The organism is Mucilaginibacter sp. NFR10 (assembly GCF_900100445.1).
GTDB classification, from domain to species: domain Bacteria; phylum Bacteroidota; class Bacteroidia; order Sphingobacteriales; family Sphingobacteriaceae; genus Mucilaginibacter; species Mucilaginibacter rubeus.
This window is the reverse complement of record NZ_FMTV01000004.1, coordinates 476,918-498,358: the sequence shown is the minus strand read 5'-3', so window position 1 is coordinate 498,358 and position 21,441 is coordinate 476,918. Positions and strand designations below refer to the sequence as shown.

Genomic DNA, 21,441 nt, shown 5'->3' with positions numbered 1-21,441 from the left:
AATAAAAGATGAATAAACTGAGCAAATTAACATTTGTACTACTTGCTGTTGCCATAGGTAATACCGCCTGCGGGCAAAGCCAGATAGGCAACAAAGGGCTTACCATCCCGGGCAGCACAGCACCCGAAATAAAACCGGTAGTTGTTACCGAACCTGTACTGTATGATACCGACGATCCGGCAATATGGATCAACCCGGCTGATCCGGCTAAAAGCCTGATCATCGGCACTGATAAAAACAGCGAAGGTGCTCTTTATGTATTCGACCTACAGGGCAAGATCATTAAGGATAAGGTTGTTCGTGGCTTAAAGCGGCCAAACAATGTTGACCTGGCCTATGGTTTAATGCTTGGCGGCAAGCCCACCGATATTGCTATTACCACCGAACGCATGACCCATAAACTGCGGATCTATTCATTGCCTGATATGAAACCCGTAGATAATGGCGGTATCGATGCCTTTGTTGGCGAAACCGGCTTTGAATACCGGGATTTAATGGGTATCTCCATCTATACTGCAAAAGATGGAAAAATGTATGCCATCGCAGGTCGCAAAAATGGCCCGCAAACCGGTGGCTATATCTGGCAGTATCTGCTTGAGGATGATGGCACTGGTAATGTAAAAGCTACCTTGGTACGTAAGTTTGGCAAATACAGTGGCAAAAAAGAAATTGAATCAATTGCTGTTGATAATGAGCTGGGATACATCTACTATTCAGACGAACAGGTAGGCGTTCGCCAGTATTATGCCGACCCTGAAAAAGGAGACCAGGAACTGGCGATCTTCGGTACTTCGGGTTTTAAAGCCGATCATGAAGGGATCTCGATTTATAAGTTGAGCGATACAACAGGTTACATTCTGGTATCCGATCAGGGTGCCAACCGTTTCCAGGTTTTCAGCAGGGAAGGTACCAAAGCAAACCCTTTTGAACACAAGTTGCTGAAGATAGCAAACGTAGCCGCAAGACAAAGTGATGGCAGTGACGTAACTGCTACTCCTTTAAATAATACCTTTAAACATGGCATTTTTGTGGTGATGAGTACCGACAAAACTTTCCACTATTACCGCTGGGAAGATATAGCAGGCAAAGAACTTAAGGTAAAATAGTAGCACAAAAAACTCTCGTGTGGCTATATCTTTCTTATTTTACTATTAAATAAAAGATGTCATTTCGACGAGCTCTGGGTGGTATTTGTGCGTTGGAGGCGAGGAGAAATCTTCTACGCCCTGCTTTTACAAGCGCAGTTGCAAAGCTTAATGTAGAAGATTTCTCTTTCGCCCCATCGTTCATGCCCGTCCGGCTCTATCGAAATGGCATTTTTTAAATATGTACACACCCAGTGGCCTTCAGATAGGGTTGGGGCGAAAGTTGTTTTTCACCAGAATCATAATAGTTTATTTATAATATCTAAAAACTCCAGCTGAAAACTTTCACCTTTATCCTCGTTATACCATTTCTGCAATGCTATCTTTTTTTCGCTCATTTCAATATGGTCTTTAACCATTTGAAGGTATAATCGCTGGCATTCGGCCGGTCGCGGCCCCCATGTCGCAAGGTCTTGATTGCTTTCATCTGCAATAATGATCTTCGGAATTGAGCGGGTGCCATTGGTAAGGTAACTTTCAATCAAAAATGGCGGCGAATCCCTTAGCTGATAATCAACTTTAATAAGCGGGTTTAGTTCCGAAAGGCGATGCAGGAACGGTATAGTATGCGAAGCATCGCCGCACCAGGCCTCGGTAATAACCGTCCATAATTGTGGCTTGCTGATCTTTTCGATGGCATTTGTCAAATCCGGGTTCAAGACGCCAACCTTTAGCCAGCGCTGCTGGCGCGACCAATTAAGCTTTGTATAATTTAAATAATCCGGGTTGTCGTACGGAGTCGGCGGATTAGGGGTATTCAAAATATCGAAAAATAGCTGTTGATATGCTGTGAAATCCATAATAATTGCATTTGGCGCCATTTATGGCAATTCCTTTTACGATATGAAATTAAATAATGTGCGTGTGAATTTTGTTGATGTAGATTAATTTCGATAACCTTTACCAGGCTATGATTAATATACTATGTATTTTTGATTATCAAAGCGGGGTACATGAAAATTAAAATAAACAAACTGCTATTAACAGCAATTAGCCTGGTATGCACCGGCGCTTTATCTGCCTACAAATATTCGCCGGCTAAAAACGTTCCGGTTAAGTTTAAGCAGATCATGGGTGCCGATATTTCATTTATCCCCCAGTTGGAAGCTGAAGGGCATAAGTTTTATGATAACGGCGTAAACAAGGACCCCTTCACCATTTTGAAAGATCATGGCTTTAACTATGTACGGCTTCGTATATTCAATAATCCTAAGGCCGATAGCGGATACTCGGCAAAAGGCTATTGTGGTTTGGAAGATACCAAGAAGATGGCTCTGCGTATTAAAGAAGCCGGAATGGGCTTCTTACTCGATTTTCATTACAGTGATAACTGGGCCGATCCCGGTAAGCAATACAAACCCGCCGCCTGGAAAAGGCTCAACAACCAGCAACTGCAGGATTCTATAAAGACATTTACCCGGCTTACCTTGCTGGCCCTAAAAAAGCAGGGCACGCTGCCCGATATGGTGCAGGTAGGTAACGAAATTAACCACGGCATTTTATGGCCCGACGGCCGTGTCAAAAACCTGGATACCCTGGCTGGCTTTTTAAAGGCTGGCATTAACGGTGTCAGGAGCGTGAGCGGCAATATCAGGGTAATGCTGCATATTGCCTGCGGCGGGCAATATGCAGAATCAAGATACTTTGTAGATAACATGCTCAAACGCGGCGTTAATTTCGATATCATTGGCGAATCATATTATCCGGAGTGGCATGGCACACCGGATAGTTTACGCAACAACCTTACCGACCTCACCGCCCGTTATAAACAGGATGTGATAGTGGTGGAATATTCGCAGCGCAAACGCGAGGTAAATGATATAGCTTTTTCATTACCTGGTAATAAAGTTAAAGGCACTTTTATTTGGGAGCCCTTTAGCTGGGGCGAAACCTTTGTTGATAAACAGGGGAATACTAATGCGCATATGGCTACTTATGACAGCATTAGTAAACAATATCATATTCGGCTGCCCCTTGAATAGGAGGATCATGATACGCTTTTAGCTTTATCATAGGATAAGTACGGGCAATTCCAATTTGCAGAGTCACTATATGTAGCTTCTTAAAGCGATTTTTCTAAAAATGCTTTGCATGTAGAATAATTGTTATCTTGACATCAAATTTGCGATGCCTATTTATCGCAGCCACAATAAACCAAAATGAAGATATTCCGGTTCCCCCTCCCGCTTAAAACGCGAAAAGAACGATCGTTTTTGATATTCCCTGCTGTATGTACGCTGATGTTATTTGCAGGATGTAGCCATGGGCCTTCCGAAAATTCCGGTCAGCCTTTATTTAAACTGTTGCAGCCGGAACAAACCCATGTTGATTTCGCCAATACCTTAACTGAAGGATTAAACACCAACGTGCTGATGTACGAGTATTTTTATAATGGTGGTGGCGTGGCTGTTGGAGACTTAAACGGCGATGGCTTGCAGGACCTTTATTTTACCGGCAACATGACCGATAATAAATTGTACCTGAACCAGGGCAATATGCAGTTTAAGGATATCACTGCTGATGCCGGTGTAGCAGGCAGGCCCGGTCCCTGGAAAACAGGTGTAACCATGGCCGATGTTAACGGTGACGGTAAGCTGGATATCTACATATGTTATTCGGGTAAAGTACGGGCCGGGAAGCGGGTTAACCAATTATTCATAAACCAGGGAAACAATGCCGCCGGAGTGCCCATGTTTAAAGACCAGACCGCTGATTTTGGCCTTGATTTCCCATCATTCAGTACACAGGCATACTTTTTTGATTATGACCGGGACGGTGATCTCGACCTGTTGTTAATTAACCACAACCCAGGCCGGATCAGTATTATGGATGATGCCTTTGTTAAGGAGATGTCGGCCAAAAGGGATAACGAATCGGGGATCAGGCTGCTGCGGAATGACAATAATCATTTTACTGACGTTACCGTCGGTGCAGGCATTATCAATACACCGCTATCATACGGCCTTGCAGCAGGTATCGCCGATATTAACGGCGATGGATGGCCGGATATCTATGTATCCAATGATTATAGTATTCCCGACAGGTTGTACATTAATAATGGCAGGGGCAGTTTTGCCGATGAGCTCCAGAAACAAATAGGCCATAGCTCGTTTTACTCTATGGGGAATGATGTAGCCGATATTAATAATGACGGCAAACCCGATATCTACACCCTGGATATGCTTCCCGAAGATAACAAGCGGCAAAAACTGCTGTTCGGTATTGATAATTATGAAGCCTTCGACCTGAACCTGAGGGTAGGCTTTTATTATCAGTATATGCGTAATATGCTGCAGATCAATAACGGCAATAACTCGTTTAGCGAGATAGGACAGCTGGCAGGCATCTCCAATACGGATTGGAGCTGGTCGCCCCTTTTTGCCGATTATGATAATGATGGCTGGAAAGACCTGTTTGTAAGTAACGGTTATACCCGCGACTATACCAACATGGACTTTTTAAAGTTTATGGGCGATAACCTTAAAGACAGGCGCGTAATGCGGCAGGACCTCCTGGATATTGTAAGCCAGATGCCATCATCGCAAATGAAAAGTTACCTGTTTAAAAATAATGGTAATACCACATTTACCAATACAAGCGAGCAATGGGGCATAACGATGCCATCAAACAGTAACGGCGCCGCTTATGCCGATTTGGATAACGACGGTGACCTTGATCTGGTGGTAAATAATATCAATCAGCCGGCTTTTGTTTATGAAAACCAGGCGGCTAAACAAAATGACAACCATTATTTAGCTGTAAAATTAAATGGCAATGGGGCAAACACGCAGGGAGTAGGTGCTAAGGTGAGCATTTATTCGGGCAATAAAACGCAATACCTGGAGCAAATGCCAAACCGTGGTTACCAGTCAACCGTGTCAACAGTACTGCACTTTGGATTGGGAAAAGATAAGCAGGTAGATTCATTAAGGATTACCTGGCAAAGCGGCAAGTCGCAGGTACTTCAAAAAGTAAAAGCCGATAAACAGCTTGTTTTAAATGAAAAGGATGCCACTGGCGCAAGTCCTGCACAAAAACAGATCAATCCAATATTTAAAGAGGTACCTGCCCCTATAGTCTCTCACGAAAGCGATAATACCACCAATGATTTTAAAAGGCAGCCATTAATGGTTAATTCGATATCATTTTCGGGTTCCATCCTTACCAAAGGCGATGCAAATGGCGATGGGCTTGAGGATATTTACACCGGCGCGCATGACGGCAAAGCCGGTGTTTTGTACCTGCAGCAAAAGGATGGGAAATTTATCAGCAAAGCTGTACCCGCCTTTGAAGCCGATAAAAACAGTACCGATGCCGCCGCTTTATTTTTTGATGCCAATGGCGATGGTAAGCCCGACCTGTATGTAGCCTCTGGTGGCTATGCCGATTATAAACCGGATGATGTCTTATTGCAGGACAGGCTTTATCTCAATGATGGCAAAGGAAATTTTAACAAGACAAACAACGCTTTGCCCAAAATGATCAGCAGTAAAAGCTGTGTTAAAGCAGCTGATATCAATGGCGATGGTTTTCCCGATTTATTTGTCGGCGGCAGGGTAATCCCGGGGCAATATCCCGAAGCGCCAGAAAGCTATATTTTGATCAATGATGGCAAGGGGCATTTTACTAATGAAACTGCAAAATATAACCCGGCATTGAAAAATATAGGCATGGTGACCGATGCTGCCTGGGTTGATATGAACGGTGATAAAAAGCCCGACCTGGTGCTGGCCGGCGAATGGATGCCGATCACGGTTTTTGAAAATAGCGGCACTAAGCTAACCGATGCCACGACAAAATACTTTGATAAAAAATATGCCGGCTGGTGGAACTGTTTACAGGTAAGCGACATCAACCATGACGGCCATCCGGATATTATAGCCGGAAACATTGGTTTAAATACGCAATGTAAAGCAAGCGATGCCGAGCCTGCGGAAATGTTTTATAAAGATTTTGATGATAACGGCTCCGTTGACCCGATGCTTTGTTTTTACATTCAGCATAAAAGTTACCCCTTTGTAAGCCGTGATGAATTGCTTGACCAGATGAGTGTCATGCGCGGCCGGTTCCCCGATTATAAAAGCTATGCCGATGCTACCATGGACAAGATCTTTACTGCCGAAGAAATGAAAGATGTAAAAAAACTGACAGCCAATGAACTGGCTACAGCATGTTTTATCAGTAATGCACAAGGAAAATTAAAGCAGGCGGTATTACCCTTACAGGCCCAGTATTCGCCGGTTTTTACCATTACTTCATTTGATTACGATCATGATGGCAAGGAGGATCTTTTGCTTTGCGGCAACATCAACAAGGCCCGCATCCGTTTCGGTAAATATGATGCTAACTATGGCGTATTGCTAAAGGGGGATGGCAGGGGTAATTACCAATACATAAACCAGCAGCAATCGGGCTTCAGCATCCGGGGAGATGTCAGGAGCGTGCTTCCATTAAATAATGTTTTACTGTTTGCCCTTGATAAGGGCAAACTAAAGGCATACAAGCAATAATACAAAGGCAATGAAAAAACTGTTAATGCTAATACCTGCCTCTGGCTTATTTGCGATGATAAGCTGCAGCCCGAAAAAGCAACCCGAACTAACCAACCAGGACGTGAGCAAAGTTGTTGGCCATATGACCAGCGTAATGATCCATGATGTTACTAACCCGCCATTGGCCGCCCGTTTTTTTGCTTATACCTGCCTTGCCGGGTATGAGGTAGTTGCCGAAAACGACAAACAGATCCATAGTATGCGCGGTGTACTGAATCAATATCCGGATATCAAACACCCCAAACAAAATACCGGTTATAATTATCAGCTAAGCGCAGTACTGGCCATGTTTGAAACATCTGCCAGGCTGTTGCCATCGGGTACCTTAATGCTGGGCTACGAGTCTTCCTTTATTGATTCGTGCAAAAACATCGGCTTCAGCAGTGAGGTGATCGACAGCTCAAAAAGCTATGCCAAAACAATCAGTAAACAGATCCTGGCTTATGCCAGGGCCGATGGTTACCGGAAAATAAGTAACTATCCACGCTATAAGCTTAAGCAAACACCCGGTAGCTGGGACCTGACCCCGCCTGCTTACATGTTGCCGGTTGAGCCTTATTTTAACACTATCCGGCCTATGACGCTTGATTCGGCCGCACAATTTGTTCCAGATGCGCCCATTCCATTTTCAACGGATAAAAACTCAGCTTTTTATAAATACCTGCAGATGAGCTACGCCAAAAGTGGCAATGCTTTAAAGCAGGAAGAAAAAGATATTGCCAATTTTTGGGATTGTAACCCTTTTGCCGTTCAAAATGACGGGCACATGCTTATCGGCCTAAAAAAGATTTCGCCGGGAGCACACTGGATGGGGATAACGGCTATTGCCTGTAAGCAGGCCAAAACCGGTTTCTCTAAAACGGTGCAGATCAATACCGCTGTAGCCATAGGCCTGCTGGATGGTTTTATTTGCTGCTGGGAAGATAAATACCGCACCAACCGCATCAGGCCCGAAACGGCCATTCGCAGGTATATAGACCCGCATTGGAAACCCCTGTTGCAAACTCCGCCGTTTCCTGAATATATCAGCGGGCATTCGGTAGTTTCGTCAACAGCTGCTGTTATCCTCACGCATTACCTGGGCGATAACTTTAAATATACCGATGATGTGGAAGTAAATTATGGCATTCCGCCAAGGCATTTCAGTTCGTTTACCCAGGCTGCCAAAGAAGCTGCTATATCAAGGTTTTGGGGCGGTATTCATTTTATGGATGCTATTGACAATGGTATCGTTCAGGGGAACAAAGTTGGCAACCTGGTTGTTGCTAAAATGAGCGGGCAAAAGAAATCGTAGATATAAGCATGATTGTTATGAGCGGTGGCGAAAGGGTTTTTCGATAAGTGGAGTTGCTATACAGGGCGAAGATGGTGCTTTCATCTCTCATGACAACTTAAAAAGGGTGTCATGCTGAGTGATTAAATCCATGGACGCTGAAGGTTAGATGACAAAGGGGGCTTGTCAGTCTGAGCCCGTCGAAGACTCGTGTGCAGAGGCCCTACCCGCCATACTTCGACGGGCTCAGTATGACACCCCTTTTTTTAAGTTGTCATGGGTAGGCCCTCGAAGCATGGTGGGCTGGCCTCTGCGCGCGACCCTTCGACAAGCTCAGGGTGACGGGCCCTCTTTTGGCATTTCTTCTTCAAAGCCCAAAGGATGTTTGCTTAAATATCATCCCTTACTGATATCCCGCAGCCTGCAAGCTAAATAACTCGGCGTAACGGCCATTGTTTGCCATTAGTTCCTGATGTGTGCCAGCCTCAAGGATTTTGCCTTTTTCCAATACGATGATCCTGTCAGCGAGCCTTGCTGTTGAAAACCGGTGGGAGATAAGCACAGCCGATTTACCTTGGGTTAAGGACGAAAAACGCTGGAATACCTCATACTCGGCCCGAGCATCAAGCGCTGCAGTAGGCTCGTCAAGGATGAGCACCTGTGAATTTTTCATATAGGCCCTTGCCAATGCAACTTTCTGCCATTCGCCACCCGATAACTCAACACCCTCGTTAAACCGCCTACCCAACCACTGCTCGTATCCCAGCGGAAGTTTGGCCGCAAGCGCGTCTGCAAGGCTCTCCCGGGCAGCTTTACGGATCAGTTCGGTATTGTCTGTTTCATCGATGTTTCCTACCGCAATGTTCTGCGAAAAGCTCATCTGGTAACGGATATAATCCTGGAAAATAATGCCCAAGTTTAACCGAAGGTCGGTGAGGTTATAATCCCTCAAATCTGCGCCATCCAGCAGGATGCGCCCTTCTGTTGGGTCATATAAGCGGGCCAGTAGTTTTACAAGCGTAGTCTTGCCTGCTCCGTTCTCGCCTACCAGCGCAATCTTTTCGCCGGGGTGCAGGGTGAAGTTCAGGTGCCTGTTGGCCCATGATTCGGCATTGTTATATTTAAATCCCACATCCTCAAAAGTAAACCCCTGCTTTATTGGGTTTGGAAATGGTAAAGGAGAAGCAGCAACTTTGATCTTTGGTTTGATCTCAAAAAACTCATGGAAATCGTTGAGGTAGATAGCACCCTGTGAAACTGATGTAAACCGGTTCAGCGAATTTTCCATCAGGCTGCTCAATTGCCGGAATGAGCCAGCCAGGAAAGTAAGCGTACCTACAGAAGACTTGCCCGTAACAGTTTGATAAATAATAAAACCATACGCGGCATAGTAGCCAACACTGCCTAAGACAGAAAAGAAGGTACCCCAAGCCGAACGCCGTACGGCCAGTTTGCTGTTATCGGCATAAAATTTATCTGATAACGTTTTAAAGCGGTTAATAATAAAATCAGACAGGCCAAAGATCTTGACTTCCTTAGCTGTTTCATCGCTAGCGCCCAGGTAGCGTACATAATCCAGCTCTCGTCTTTCAGGTGTTTGGCTCCTCGTAAGTGCGTAATTCTGGCTATTAAAATAGCTTTCGCCCAGAAACGAAGGGATGATTGATATGAGCAGCAAGAGGATCAGCCATGGGTTCAAAGTCAGTAAGCCAGTAAGCAGGAAAGCTATGGATATAAAATCCTGGATCTGGCTCATTACCTGTGATAAAAGTATGGTACGCCCAACGGTTTGCTGCCGGGCCCGCTCCAACTTATCATAAAATACCGAATCTTCAAACTGTTCCAGGTCGAGCGTGGCCGCATGACGCATAATGCGCATGGAGGTATAGTTAGCAAAAAGATCACCCAGCAGGTTGTCCATCAGGCTGATCATCCGGTTTAGGCCGTCGGTTGCCACAGCCAGCAAAAATTCAATGATAACCAGTTTCCATAATTCATGCTGGCTTCCGCCGTGGTGGTTGAGCAATACCACTTGGTCTATGATCAGCTTACCTACATACAACAAGGCAACCGGCATGGCTGAACGCATAATACGTAACAAAAAGCTTGCTGTTGTTTTACCCGGACTGCTTTGCCATACCAGCCTGAAAAAATCCGGGAGATTGCTTAATGCAGACAAGCGCTCTCTGAACGAAATCTTTTGCTCTGGTTTGATATTTCTTGTTTTAGCCATCTGCCGGTTTTGATAAATGCGATTTTAAACAAAAAAATGTTCATTGCTACTGCATTGCAGGACTATGAGCACATTTATGATCATTTACTGACTAATCAGGAATTAAAATAAAAAAGATTTGTGCAATCGATTGCGCAAATCTTTTTTTATTTGTTACTTAGTCAAATAAACCATCAATAAATATTTCGGAGTTATGGGGTCGGTGAAGCTATTACTTGTCGCGCTGTTCGCTTGTTTAATATTACCGTGTTATGGAATAGTGCGCCTGCCGCAACTGGTTGCCGATGGCATGGTATTACAGCGCGATGCCAAAGTAAAGATCTGGGGATGGGCCGATGCAAGCGAAAAGATCACCGTTAATTTTCAGCATAAAACATACCGCACCGTTACTGACGAAAGCGGTTCCTGGAAAATTGCCCTTCAGCCAATGAAAGCCGGGGGGCCGTATACTATGGAAATCATCGGTAATAATCGTATTACTATCCGGGACATTTTAATTGGCGATGTATGGTTTTGTTCGGGGCAATCGAATATGGTTTTGCCTATGGAGCGGGTTAAGGAAAAATATCCTGATGAAATAGCAAAAGCCAATTATCCGCAGATCAGGAATTTTTTCGTTAAAACGGAGTCTGACGTAACCAGGCAACACTCAGATCTGTTACCTGGTAAATGGGTTAAGGCAGATTCTGTAACTGTTTTAGGTTTTGGTGCCGGATCATGGTTTTTTGCTAAACAGCTTTATCAAAAATATCATGTGCCTATAGGTATCATCAACTCAAGTGTGGGCGGCACGCCCATAGAGGCCTGGATCAGCAGCGAGGGCTTAAAGAACATTCAATCATATCATAACAGGATTGCCCAGTTCAGCAATACGGCATTTATGGACAGTGTATTAAAAAAGCACCCGGAACCAGTGGAACCGCTTGACGCAGATAAAGGCTTAAATGAGCCTAAACCATGGTATGATACCACCTATCAGCCGCATAACTGGCACCGTTTCTGGCTGCCGGGCTACTGGGCCGATCAGGGAGTAAAAGGCCTGAATGGCGTGGTATGGTTCAGGAAAGAAATCACACTGCCCGCATCGGCACAGAGTAGAGCGGCCAAGCTGTATTTAGGGAGGATAATAGATGCCGATCAAACCTATGTTAACGGCAAAAAGGTGGGGAACATTACCTATCAGTATCCGCCAAGGCGTTACTCGGTACCTGCCGGTTTATTAAAGCCGGGCAAAAATATTATTGTGGTTCGCATTACCAATGCATCGGGCAAAGGCGGTTTTGTGCCTGATAAACGGTACTATTTGGCAATAGCCGGTGATACCATCGACCTTCGCGGCGACTGGCAGTACAAAGTTGGGCAGGTGTTTGAACCCGTTAGGATGAAACCGGAATTTTCGGCCCAGAATGAACCTACCGGGCTTTACAACACCATGGTAGCGCCCGCTATCAATTATACTATTAGAGGTATAGTTTGGTACCAGGGCGAAAGTAATTCCAGCCGCGCATCCGAATATGGAACCTTGTTAAAGGCTCTTATTGCCGACTGGCGGAATCGCTGGCAACAAGGTAATCTTCCCTTTATTTACGCCCAGCTTCCAAACTTTAACGAGGTACAGTATTCGCCAACAGAAAGCGACTGGGCGCAATTACGCGCCGGTCAGCTTGAGGCTCTTGAAGTGCCCAATACTGGTATGGCGGTAACCATTGATGCCGGCGAATGGAACGATATCCATCCTCTTAATAAAAAAACAGTGGGTGAGCGGCTTGCCCGCGCTGCCGAAAATGTTGCTTATGGCGATATGAATGTAGTGCCATCCGGACCGATTTACCAATCGGCTAAAATTGAGGGGAATAAGATTGAGATTGCTTTTAAAAATACAGGTGCTGGACTTATTGCTGAGGATGGCGAAGAACTATCACAATTTGCGATAGCCGGGGCCGATAAAAAGTTTGTTTGGGCAAAGGCCCTTATTAAAGGAGATAAGATACTGGTTTGGAGTGATAAAATCCCTGCGCCGCTTTACGTAAGGTATGCCTGGGCCGATAACCCGGACGGCGCGAATCTGTATAATAAAGAAGGCTTGCCGGCATCACCTTTCCAAACCGGTAAACTGCAATAACCATAAACCATTTTGGAACCAGGAGCGATGAAAAGTACTGCCTTCTTTTTCTTACTCACATGGGCCATTGCGGCGAAAGCGCAAACCCCGGCCCCGGTAAATTTCACTGTTGACCAGGACCATCAGTATATGATGAAGCAATTAGGAATTAAAACCTTGCGTAACGGGCCAAGCGGCGATGAATCGGCCCCTAATCATGCTAATTATGATGAAGCGCTGGCTAATCCTTATCCTGATTTGCCTGACGCCCTTACACTAAAGAATGGTAAAAAGGTAACTACAGCCGAAATGTGGTGGAAACAGCGCCGCCCCCAAATTGTGGAGGATATGGAGCGTGAGGTTTATGGCCGCATCCCTGCTAATGTACCCAAAGTAACCTGGACGGTTAAAATAACCGATAAAGAGCGGGTTGGCTTTTATCCGGTGATTGCCAAACAACTGATAGGCCATGTTGATAATACGGCTTATCCGCTTATCAACGTCAATATCGAAATGACCTTAGTGCTCCCCGCAAATGCCAAAGGACCGGTACCTGTACTGATGATGTTTGGTCGGAGCGCGCTACCGGCACCGGCGCAGCCCCCCGCTGCTGATGTGGAAAAAATCAACGCTGCATTGAAAGAACTTCTTTTAAAAGAACATCCCGAGTTTAAAACTATTTTTGAGCAATATCCCGCTTATAATCCCATTGCCGAACAATCTCCCTTTGGTCCCGGTGGTTTTCCAGGGATGAAAGGCGACCCACCGACTGCCACGCAACTAATTGCCAATGGATGGGGGTATGTACTTATAGATCCGTCGTCTATCCAGGCGGATAACGGGGAAGGTTTAACCAAAGGGATCATCGGTTTGGTGAACAAAGGCCAGCCCCGTAAGCCGGAGGATTGGGGAGCTTTACGTGCCTGGTCGTGGGGAGCGGCACGCGCGTTGGATTACCTGGAAACAGAACCTGCGGTTGACGCCAAATATGTAGGTATTGAAGGTGTTTCCCGCTATGGAAAGGCAGCGCTGGTAACACTTGCTTTTGAACAAAGGTTTGCCATGGGGTTGATAGGTTCGTCGGGTGAGGGAGGGGCCAAGTTGCATCGCCGGAACTTTGGGGAAGCGGTTGAAAGCCTCACCGGTGGCGAATATTATTGGATGGCCGGTAACTTTATGAAATATGGCGCATCGGATGCTGTATTCGGTGCTAAAACCGCGAAAGACCTTCCGGTAGATGCGCATGAACTGATTGCCTTGTGTGCGCCGAGGTTTACTTTTATAAGCTATGGCGTGCCGGAACAGGGCGATGCCAAATGGCTTGATCAGCAGGGAAGCTATATGGCAACTGTAGCTGCGGGCTCGGTATTTAAACTGCTTGGTGCAAAGGACCTCGGCGTTTCAAACGATTATAAAACCGAAAAAATGCCGCCGGTTAATACAGGTTTGCTTAACGGCGAGCTCGCCTGGCGTCAGCATGATGGTGGGCATACCGATGCCCCAAACGTAAAATATTTTATCGCCTGGGCCAATAAATTGATGCATTATGGTAAAGAAAGAAACGGAAGATGACGTCTCCTTCACGTCATGCCGAATTTATTAAAACCCTATCGAATTTCCACCATCAACCTGTAAAACAACCCCGGTTACATATTTGGCGGCATCTGTCGCTAAATAATAAACGGCTTCGGCCACATCGGCAGGTTCACCTAATTTGCCCATTGGGGTACGGCCCATCACTTTTTGCTTGCGGGCAGGATCATTATCCAGCGCCTTTGCCGACATATCTGTAGCTATAAAGCCCGGAGCAACGCAGTTAACCCTGATGCCTTGCGGCGAAAGCTCGGTAGCCATGGCTTTTGTCATACCTTCGATGGCGGTTTTAGATGCGGTATAGGCAATAACATACGGTATGCCGTATTGTGCAGCCATCGAACTGATGTTAATTATGCTCCCACTGCCAGCTTTCAACATGATTTTTACTACCTCGCGGCTTATCGCAAATACCGAAGTAAGATTGGTTTGGATCACTCTGGCGAACTCTTCATCGGTTACCTCGGCGAAAGCTTTTTTATGGTTAATGCCGGCATTATTAACCAAAATATCAGGTGCGCCAAATTCAGCTTCAATTTCTGCTACCAGTTGCGGTATACCGGTTGTATCACTCAGATCATATTGCCTGTAACTGCAAAGATCGCCAAACTGCTTTACTGCCGTAATGAGTTTTGCCTCGTCGCGGCCTATGATGATGGTTTTGATGCCCTGCTCTGTGAATTTTTTGGTAGTAGCAAGGCCAAGGCCCGAGGCACCGCCGGTTACGATAGCAAGTTTGGTCTTTGAGTTCATGGATTTTTTAAGTTATTTTCTTTTGGAGGATTCACGTACTATCAATTCCGATCTGAGGATGAGGCTATGCGTTTGTTGCAGATCCTGCCTGTTTGCCAAATGATTGATAAGCATGTTAGCGGCAACCTCGCCCATTTCATAGCCTTTATAATTTACGGTAGTGAGATTGGGCTCAATCACACAGGCTGCCGGGTCATTGTTGAAGCCCGCAACGGCTATTTGTTCGGGAATTTTGATGCCTGCCTTTTTCAGCACCTGGATACAGCTAACGGCACTGACATCATTAACTGTAAATATGCCATCGGGCAGGGGATTCATTTGTAAAATAGTTTCTGCCGCTGCCGCAGCTTCTTTAGCGCTCAGGTCGTTGATGATCACCAACTGCTCATCAAAATCAATTTGGTGTGCTTCAAGTGCTTTTTTATACCCGCGCAGGCGTTCGGCATACACATTGCGCAATTGATTTCCAGTAATATGTACTATCCGTTTGCAGCCCTGTTCAAGCAGGTGGTTAGTTACTTCGCAGGCAGCTTTGAAGTTATCGATATAGATTTGCGGATATTGTTCATGCTCAAAAATCCTGTCGAAGAAAAGCACCGGAATATTGCGTTTGATAAAAGGTTCAAAATGCTCAATGCTGGTGGTATCATAAGCTAATGAAACCAGCAGGCCGTCAACCCGGTTATTCAGCATGGCCCTGGCGTTGCTGATCTCTTTCTTCATCGTTTCTAACGACTGGCTGATGATGAGGTTGTAGTTATTGTCGTTCACCACTTTTTCGATGCCTGCAATAACGTCCGACATGAAACTGCTGTTGAGCCGCGGCACAATAACGCCGATGATGTTGCTGTTTTTACGGCGTAAATTGCTGGCGAACGAATTGGAGCGGTAACCCATTTCTTCGGCTGCTTTGATAATCTTCTTTTTGGTATTTTTATTAACCCGCGGGTGATCTTTGAGCGCACGGCTAACCGTAGCTGCCGAAACCTTTAATTTTTCGGCAATGTCATATATGGTTATCTCTTTTCCGCTGTCCGGCATATAGTTAATCTAAAATATATAAACGATGTTGCATGTTCGGTAATAACCGCAGCCAGATTGTTCAGGGATAAAAGTATAAAATTATTACAGATTATTTAAAATTTATGCAATCGATTGCATAAATTTATCGCGTTGATAGCAATTCGTTTTTAAATAATATGGTACCAGATTTAAAACAAACTTTCAGGTGGTTTGGCCCCGGCGACCCGGTAATTTTAAGTGCAATAAAACAAACGGGAGCAAGCGGGATAGTTACCGCGCTTCATCATATACCTTGCGGGGATGTTTGGGATCGTGAAGAAATCAGGCAGCGGAAAGTGGTAATTGAAAGCGCAGGCTTTAACTGGGCGGTTGTGGAGAGCGTAAATATTCATGAAAGTATCAAAATTGGCAGTGCGGAACGTGACCGCTACATTGATAATTATATTCAAACACTGCAAAACTTAGCGTCGGAGGGAGTCTTTACGGTGTGTTACAATTTTATGCCCGTATTGGACTGGACTCGCACGCATCTTGATTATCGGTTAGCAAACGGTGCTTCGGCCTTGCTTTACAACGCTCCGGCTTTAGCAGCTTTTGACTTGTATATTTTAGAACGGAAGAATGCCTTTAACGAATTTAGTGCCGAACAACAGGCAGCCGCAAAGCATTACCTTGATGGGTTGAGTGACGAAGACAGAACGCTATTAACCAATACAATATTGGCCGGCTTACCCGGTACGGATGAGGTTTTTACCATTGCGGAGTTTAAAGAACACCTTAACAAATACAGTGAGGTAAACACGCAAGCATTAAAGGAAAATCTGTTTTATTTTTTACGGGCTATAATCCCATATGCCGAAAAACTGGGCATTAAAATGTGTATCCATCCTGATGATCCCCCGTTTCCTATCCTGGGGCTGCCCCGTGTAGCATCGTCCTTAAATGATCTTACTGATATTGTAAATAGTTATCCTTCAGTTGCCAATGGTATCACGCTTTGCACCGGCTCGTTAGGTGCATCGGGCAAAAATGATCTTCCTGAAATTATAAGCCGCCTGGGTGATAAGATCCACTTTTTACACCTGCGCAACGTGGCCCGGCAGCCGGATGGCAGCTTTTATGAAGCCGATCATTTAACAGGCAGCGTTGATATGTATGCCGTGATGAAAGCCATTATCAATGAACAGATAGCCCGTAAAAATGCAGGCCGGAGCGATATGGCTATCCCCATGCGACCTGATCACGGGCATAAACTACTTGATGATTTTAATTATGATACCTATCCCGGCTATTCGGTAACTGGCAGGTTAAAGGGCCTGGCCGAGTTACGCGGATTGGAGATGGGGCTTAAACGCATACTGTACGACGAGCAATAGCTACAATAAATAAGGTAGCTTAAATAAGGAATCAATAATTAAATTCCTATTGCTAAAAGTCATAAAAGTTTTTATCTTGCAATCGATTGCATAAAGCTAAAACTTTATAAACCATACTAAATGAAGCGGGATCTTAACCCATTTCATTCATAAGTTTTTCAACAGATCAATTATGTGTTTTTATAACCGCCTATGGGTTTATAAAGCTGGAATTAATAACGTCATGGCCAAATATTCATTAACGAACAGGTGTTTACTGGTACTGCTTTTCATGGCAGCGATAAATAAAGTGTGTGCAGACGATGGCTATAAATTATGGCTTGAATATAATAAGGTGAGCAACAAGCAACTGGCAAACATTTACAGGCAACAGTTGCAAAACATGATCTTCCCGGCACAGTCTGACCAGCTTAAAGGTGCAAGGACCGAGCTCTTAACTGGCCTTGATGGAATGCTGGCCCTAAAGCCACGAGATACTAAAAGCATAACCAATGGGCAAACTATTATAATAGGTACGCCGCGATCACTAAAGGCTCTTTCGATAACTGCCCCCGATAGCATCGGCAGCGAAGGGTATCTTATCAAAACTGCCCTTGTCAATCAAAAGAAATGTATCATCATAACGGCCAACACCGATGCAGGGGTTATGTACGGTGTTTTTAATTTTTTAAAGCTGATCCAAACCAATCAATCTATTAATAAACTTGATCTTTCAGGTCACCCGAGGATGATGTACCGGGTACTGGATCACTGGGATAACCTGAACCGTACCGTGGAGCGGGGCTACGCGGGCTCATCCATCTGGAACTGGCACAAGCTGCCAGGTGTGGTTGACCAACGTTATATTGATTATGCGCGGGCCAATGCTTCGGTAGGGATCAATGGCTCGGTTGTCAATAATGTAAATGCAGATGCCCTGATCCTTTCGCCCCAATATTTGTTAAAAGTGCAGGCGCTGGGCAAGGTATTCAGAATATACGGTATCAGGATTTACCTGTCGGTAAAATTCAGCAGCCCGGTTGAGCTGGGGGGCCTAAAAACTGCCGATCCGCTTGATCCCGCGGTAAAAAAATGGTGGGCCGATAAGGCTGATGAAATTTATCGCTACATCCCTGATTTCGGCGGGTTTTTAGTGAAGGCTAATTCGGAGGGACAACCCGGTCCGCAAAGCTATGGCCGTACCCATGCCGATGGAGCAAATATGCTCGCCGATGCTTTAGCTCCTCATCATGGCATAGTGATGTGGCGTGCTTTTGTTTATGATAATAAAGTGCCGGATGATCGCTTTAAGCAGGCATACAATGAATTTAAACCTTTTGATGGAAAGTTTAAGGATAATGTGATTATCCAGGTAAAGAATGGTCCGATAGATTTTCAACCGAGGGAGCCATTTCACCCGCTGTTTGGTGCTATGCCCAATACCCCGCTGATGATGGAGTTCCAGTTAACACAGGAGTACCTCGGTTTTTCAACCCACCTGGTTTATGAAGCGCCATTATTTGCTGAATGCCTGCAATCGGATACATATACGCATGGAAAAGGCTCAACCGTTGCGCGGGTGATCAAGGGTGATTTTAACAAAAAACTGATAACCGGCATGGCGGGCGTGGCTAATATTGGCACTGATTTAAACTGGTGCGGTCATCCCTTTGCTCAGGCTAACTGGTATGCCTTCGGCCGCATGGCCTGGAACCCTGACCAGTCTCCAGGTGTAATTGCCGCCGATTGGCTCAAAATGACTTTTACTAATGACGATAGCTTTGTGTCGCCGGTAAAAAACTTCATGCTGCAATCGAGGGAAAATACAGTTAATTACATGACCCCGCTTGGGCTGCACCATATTATGGGGGTGTCAACGCACTACGGCCCTGGTCCCTGGGTAGATAATGCCGGTCGCCCCGATTGGAATGCCACTTATTACCATAAAGCCGATTCGGCTGGGATAGGCTTTGACCGTACCGGAACAGGCAGTAATGCGCTATTACAATATGCACCCGAAGTTAAGGCACACTGGGGAAACTTGCAAACCTGCCCTGACGAATACCTGCTGTGGTTTCACCATTTAAGCTGGACCTATAAAATGCGTTCCGGAAGATCATTGTGGGATGAGCTCGTTCATCATTACTATATGGGGGCCGATTCTGTTAAACAAATGGGCCTTACCTGGGATAAAATGCAGGGCAGGATAGATGCCGAACGTTTTACGGAAGTAAAACAACTGATGCAGGTTCAGTTAAGCGAGGCAATAACCTGGCGCGATGCCTGTGTTTTATATTTCCAAACATTTTCAAAAATGCCTGTCCCGGCTATCTACCCTAAGCCGCAGCACCCGCTGGACTATTATAAAAAAATGAAGTTTTATTATGTGCCGGGCATAGGGGGCAATAATTACATGACCAATTAATCACCACCATAAACCAAACGCCGATGAACAAGCAATTTACCACCGCAAAATTAATCCTCGCGCTTTTTGCACCACTGTGCATTTTGAGCGCATGTGATTCATCAACAAAAAAAACAGCTGATACAGCCGATAGCACAAAAGCAGATACAGGCAAAAAAGTAAAGTATCTTTCCGAGCCGCTCATCAGTTCCATTTACACGGCCGATCCATCGGCCCATGTATTTAACGGCAAAATTTATATCTATCCATCGCATGATATCGATGCGGGTATTCCCGAAAATGATAACGGCGACCATTTTGCCATGAAGGATTATCACATCCTGTCGATGGATAGCATTGGCGGCAAGGTTACAGATAATGGTGTGGCACTTGATATTAAAGATATCCCCTGGGCTGGTCGGCAGTTGTGGGCGCCTGATGCTGCTTATAAAAACGGCACCTATTACCTGTATTTTCCGGTAAAGGATAAAAAGGATGTGTTCCATATTGGTGTGGCGACTGCTGCAAGCCCGGTTGGCCCGTTCAAAGCCGAACCTGAGCCGATAGCGGGCAGCTTTAGCATTGACCCTGCCGTGTTTACTGATACCGATGGTAAAACCTACATGTATTTCGGCGGCATTTGGGGTGGTCAGCTTCAGCGCTGGATCTCCGGTAAATACGAGGCAGATGGCTCAAAAACCGATTCAAAACAGGAAGATGCCCCGGCGATAAGCTGTAAAGTAGCCCTGTTAAAACCTGACATGAAAACTTTTGATGGTGCAGTAAAAGACGCGGTTATTTTAGATAGCCTGGGTAAACCGTTATTGACCAAAGATCATGACCGTCGCTTTTTTGAGGGCTCATGGATGCATAAATACAATGGTAAATATTACTTCACTTATTCAACCGGCGATACACATTTGCTTTGCTATGCGATAGGTGATAGTCCGCTTGGGCCATTTACCTATAAGGGCGTATTTATGAAACCGGTAGAGGGCTGGACAACCCACCATTCCATCATCGAGGTAAAAGGTAAATGGTATATATTTTATCATGATACCCAACTATCAGGCAAAACGCATCTGCGCAATGTAAAGGTAACCGAACTACAGCATAACGCTGATGGATCTATTAAACTGATCGATCCGTTTTTGTAATCTCATCGATATGAAAATCCTTAAAGCTTTAACCCTGTTACTGCTATTGCTTGATTTGTTGGGGACGCATGGTTTTGCGCAGCAGGTTAAGCCGGTTACTATCCCCAACTCCGAACACCGGCAAATGCACTCTAAACTCGCGGGTAATGATTATGATATTTATATTCATTACCCGGCCGGTTATGATACCGCCAAACAAAAATTTCCGGTATTGTATGTGGTTGATGGTGATAACGACTTTTCACCATCGCTGGAGTATTTGGGACTATTGATGGCCGAATATCATATTCCTGAACCTATATTGGTGGCCATTGGCGATGGCGGCCTGATTGGTACGCCCGGCAACAAACGTAACCGTGATTTCACACCGGTTGCATTTCCCAATGTGGCCGAAAGCGGTGGTGCGCCGGCATTCCTTGCTTTTATTGAGAAGGAATTGATCCCAGCGATAGATGCCGGTTTAAAGGCAGACCCTACAAACCGTACGCTTTATGGATATTCAATGGGTGGCTTATTTGCGACTTACACCTTGTTTGAAAAGCCCACGCTGTTTAAAAATATCCTGATAGGCAGTCCTGCATTGGGTTATGGTAACGGAGCTGTATTTGAAACTGAAAAGCAATATGCAGCCAAACATAAAAGCCTGCCCGTAAATGTATTTATGGAAGTGGGCGGATTGGAAACTCCGGGACAGGTTGTGCCTAACAAACAATTGGTGGCGTTATTGGAAAGCCGTCATTATGAAAATCTTGTTTTTAAGCATATCATTATTGATGATGTTACTCATTTATCGGGTAAACCTGTTACCATGCTCAAGGCTTTGGCATGGGCGTATGCACGTAAGTAACAGAT

The 21,441-nt window shown here is 45.2% G+C and carries 14 protein-coding genes; 10 read left to right on the top strand and 4 right to left on the bottom strand.

The window, feature by feature from the left end; genetic code table 11:
• The first annotated feature begins 8 nt into the window (after nucleotides 1–8).
• A complete protein-coding gene (locus tag BLP33_RS16605; RefSeq protein WP_090530905.1) occupies nucleotides 9–1,106 on the top strand; it encodes a phytase in 1,098 nt (365 codons plus the stop codon).
• A gap of 278 nt (nucleotides 1,107–1,384) precedes the next feature.
• On the opposite strand, the gene BLP33_RS16600 is transcribed toward BLP33_RS16605, so the two are convergent.
• A complete protein-coding gene (locus BLP33_RS16600; protein WP_090531361.1) occupies nucleotides 1,385–1,945 on the bottom strand; it encodes a thioredoxin family protein in 561 nt (186 codons plus the stop codon).
• 153 nt (nucleotides 1,946–2,098) lie between these two features.
• Here BLP33_RS16600 and BLP33_RS16595 point away from each other — a divergent pair, with 153 nt between their 5' ends.
• The 3 genes from BLP33_RS16595 to BLP33_RS16585 all read left to right on the top strand — a co-directional run bounded on the left by BLP33_RS16595 (nucleotide 2,099) and on the right by BLP33_RS16585 (nucleotide 7,991).
• On the top strand, nucleotides 2,099–3,127 hold the full coding sequence (locus tag BLP33_RS16595) for a glycoside hydrolase family 53 protein (RefSeq protein ID WP_090530902.1): 1,029 nt from the start codon (nucleotides 2,099–2,101) through the stop codon (nucleotides 3,125–3,127).
• A gap of 177 nt (nucleotides 3,128–3,304) precedes the next feature.
• Entirely contained in the window at nucleotides 3,305–6,655 is a 3,351-nt protein-coding gene (locus BLP33_RS16590; protein WP_217633176.1) for a VCBS repeat-containing protein, read from the top strand.
• Nucleotides 6,656–6,665: 10 nt separating this feature from the next.
• A complete protein-coding gene (locus tag BLP33_RS16585; RefSeq protein WP_090530896.1) occupies nucleotides 6,666–7,991 on the top strand; it encodes a vanadium-dependent haloperoxidase in 1,326 nt (441 codons plus the stop codon).
• A gap of 382 nt (nucleotides 7,992–8,373) precedes the next feature.
• Here BLP33_RS16585 and BLP33_RS16580 read toward each other — a convergent pair whose 3' ends face one another.
• On the bottom strand, nucleotides 8,374–10,203 hold the full coding sequence (locus BLP33_RS16580) for an ABC transporter ATP-binding protein (RefSeq protein WP_090530893.1): 1,830 nt from the start codon (nucleotides 10,201–10,203) through the stop codon (nucleotides 8,374–8,376).
• A gap of 193 nt (nucleotides 10,204–10,396) precedes the next feature.
• Here BLP33_RS16580 and BLP33_RS16575 point away from each other — a divergent pair, with 193 nt between their 5' ends.
• Together BLP33_RS16575 and BLP33_RS16570 are read left to right on the top strand one after the other, a co-directional pair.
• Entirely contained in the window at nucleotides 10,397–12,325 is a 1,929-nt protein-coding gene (locus BLP33_RS16575) for a sialate O-acetylesterase (RefSeq protein WP_090530890.1), read from the top strand.
• A gap of 27 nt (nucleotides 12,326–12,352) precedes the next feature.
• On the top strand, nucleotides 12,353–13,876 hold the full coding sequence (locus BLP33_RS16570) for a glucuronyl esterase domain-containing protein (protein ID WP_090530887.1): 1,524 nt from the start codon (nucleotides 12,353–12,355) through the stop codon (nucleotides 13,874–13,876).
• 27 nt (nucleotides 13,877–13,903) lie between these two features.
• Here BLP33_RS16570 and BLP33_RS16565 read toward each other — a convergent pair whose 3' ends face one another.
• Together BLP33_RS16565 and BLP33_RS16560 are read right to left on the bottom strand one after the other, a co-directional pair.
• The gene (locus BLP33_RS16565; RefSeq protein WP_090530885.1) at nucleotides 13,904–14,650 is read right to left on the bottom strand and encodes an SDR family NAD(P)-dependent oxidoreductase; all 747 of its coding nucleotides are present in this window, start codon (nucleotides 14,648–14,650) and stop codon (nucleotides 13,904–13,906) included.
• 12 nt (nucleotides 14,651–14,662) lie between these two features.
• Complete coding sequence (locus BLP33_RS16560; protein WP_090530882.1) at nucleotides 14,663–15,691, bottom strand: LacI family DNA-binding transcriptional regulator; 1,029 nt, start codon at nucleotides 15,689–15,691, stop codon at nucleotides 14,663–14,665.
• 158 nt (nucleotides 15,692–15,849) lie between these two features.
• Between BLP33_RS16560 and uxuA the strand changes: the two genes are divergently transcribed.
• From uxuA to BLP33_RS16540, 4 genes are all read left to right on the top strand, one after another.
• The gene (gene uxuA, locus BLP33_RS16555) at nucleotides 15,850–17,049 is read left to right on the top strand and encodes a mannonate dehydratase (protein WP_090530878.1); all 1,200 of its coding nucleotides are present in this window, start codon (nucleotides 15,850–15,852) and stop codon (nucleotides 17,047–17,049) included.
• A 271-nt stretch (nucleotides 17,050–17,320) separates the two neighbouring features.
• Complete coding sequence (locus BLP33_RS16550) at nucleotides 17,321–19,453, top strand: alpha-glucuronidase family glycosyl hydrolase (protein WP_090531358.1); 2,133 nt, start codon at nucleotides 17,321–17,323, stop codon at nucleotides 19,451–19,453.
• 23 nt (nucleotides 19,454–19,476) lie between these two features.
• On the top strand, nucleotides 19,477–20,589 hold the full coding sequence (locus BLP33_RS16545) for a glycoside hydrolase family 43 protein (RefSeq protein WP_090530875.1): 1,113 nt from the start codon (nucleotides 19,477–19,479) through the stop codon (nucleotides 20,587–20,589).
• 10 nt (nucleotides 20,590–20,599) lie between these two features.
• Nucleotides 20,600–21,436, top strand: coding sequence for an alpha/beta hydrolase (locus BLP33_RS16540; protein ID WP_090530872.1), 837 nt, complete (start codon nucleotides 20,600–20,602; stop codon nucleotides 21,434–21,436).
• Nucleotides 21,437–21,441 lie beyond the last annotated feature (5 nt).

Coding starts and splice junctions, on each gene's coding strand:
- BLP33_RS16585 (WP_090530896.1), top strand. CDS start 6,666: ATGAAAAAACTGTTAATGCTAATACCTGCCTCTGGCTTATTTGCGATG.
- BLP33_RS16595 (WP_090530902.1), top strand. CDS start 2,099: ATGAAAATTAAAATAAACAAACTGCTATTAACAGCAATTAGCCTGGTA.
- BLP33_RS16540 (WP_090530872.1), top strand. CDS start 20,600: ATGAAAATCCTTAAAGCTTTAACCCTGTTACTGCTATTGCTTGATTTG.
- BLP33_RS16580 (WP_090530893.1), bottom strand. CDS start 10,203: ATGGCTAAAACAAGAAATATCAAACCAGAGCAAAAGATTTCGTTCAGA.
- uxuA (WP_090530878.1), top strand. CDS start 15,850: ATGGTACCAGATTTAAAACAAACTTTCAGGTGGTTTGGCCCCGGCGAC.
- BLP33_RS16590 (WP_217633176.1), top strand. CDS start 3,305: ATGAAGATATTCCGGTTCCCCCTCCCGCTTAAAACGCGAAAAGAACGA.
- BLP33_RS16550 (WP_090531358.1), top strand. CDS start 17,321: ATGGCAGCGATAAATAAAGTGTGTGCAGACGATGGCTATAAATTATGG.
- BLP33_RS16575 (WP_090530890.1), top strand. CDS start 10,397: ATGGGGTCGGTGAAGCTATTACTTGTCGCGCTGTTCGCTTGTTTAATA.
- BLP33_RS16600 (WP_090531361.1), bottom strand. CDS start 1,945: ATGGATTTCACAGCATATCAACAGCTATTTTTCGATATTTTGAATACC.
- BLP33_RS16565 (WP_090530885.1), bottom strand. CDS start 14,650: ATGAACTCAAAGACCAAACTTGCTATCGTAACCGGCGGTGCCTCGGGC.
- BLP33_RS16560 (WP_090530882.1), bottom strand. CDS start 15,691: ATGCCGGACAGCGGAAAAGAGATAACCATATATGACATTGCCGAAAAA.
- BLP33_RS16605 (WP_090530905.1), top strand. CDS start 9: ATGAATAAACTGAGCAAATTAACATTTGTACTACTTGCTGTTGCCATA.
- BLP33_RS16570 (WP_090530887.1), top strand. CDS start 12,353: ATGAAAAGTACTGCCTTCTTTTTCTTACTCACATGGGCCATTGCGGCG.
- BLP33_RS16545 (WP_090530875.1), top strand. CDS start 19,477: ATGAACAAGCAATTTACCACCGCAAAATTAATCCTCGCGCTTTTTGCA.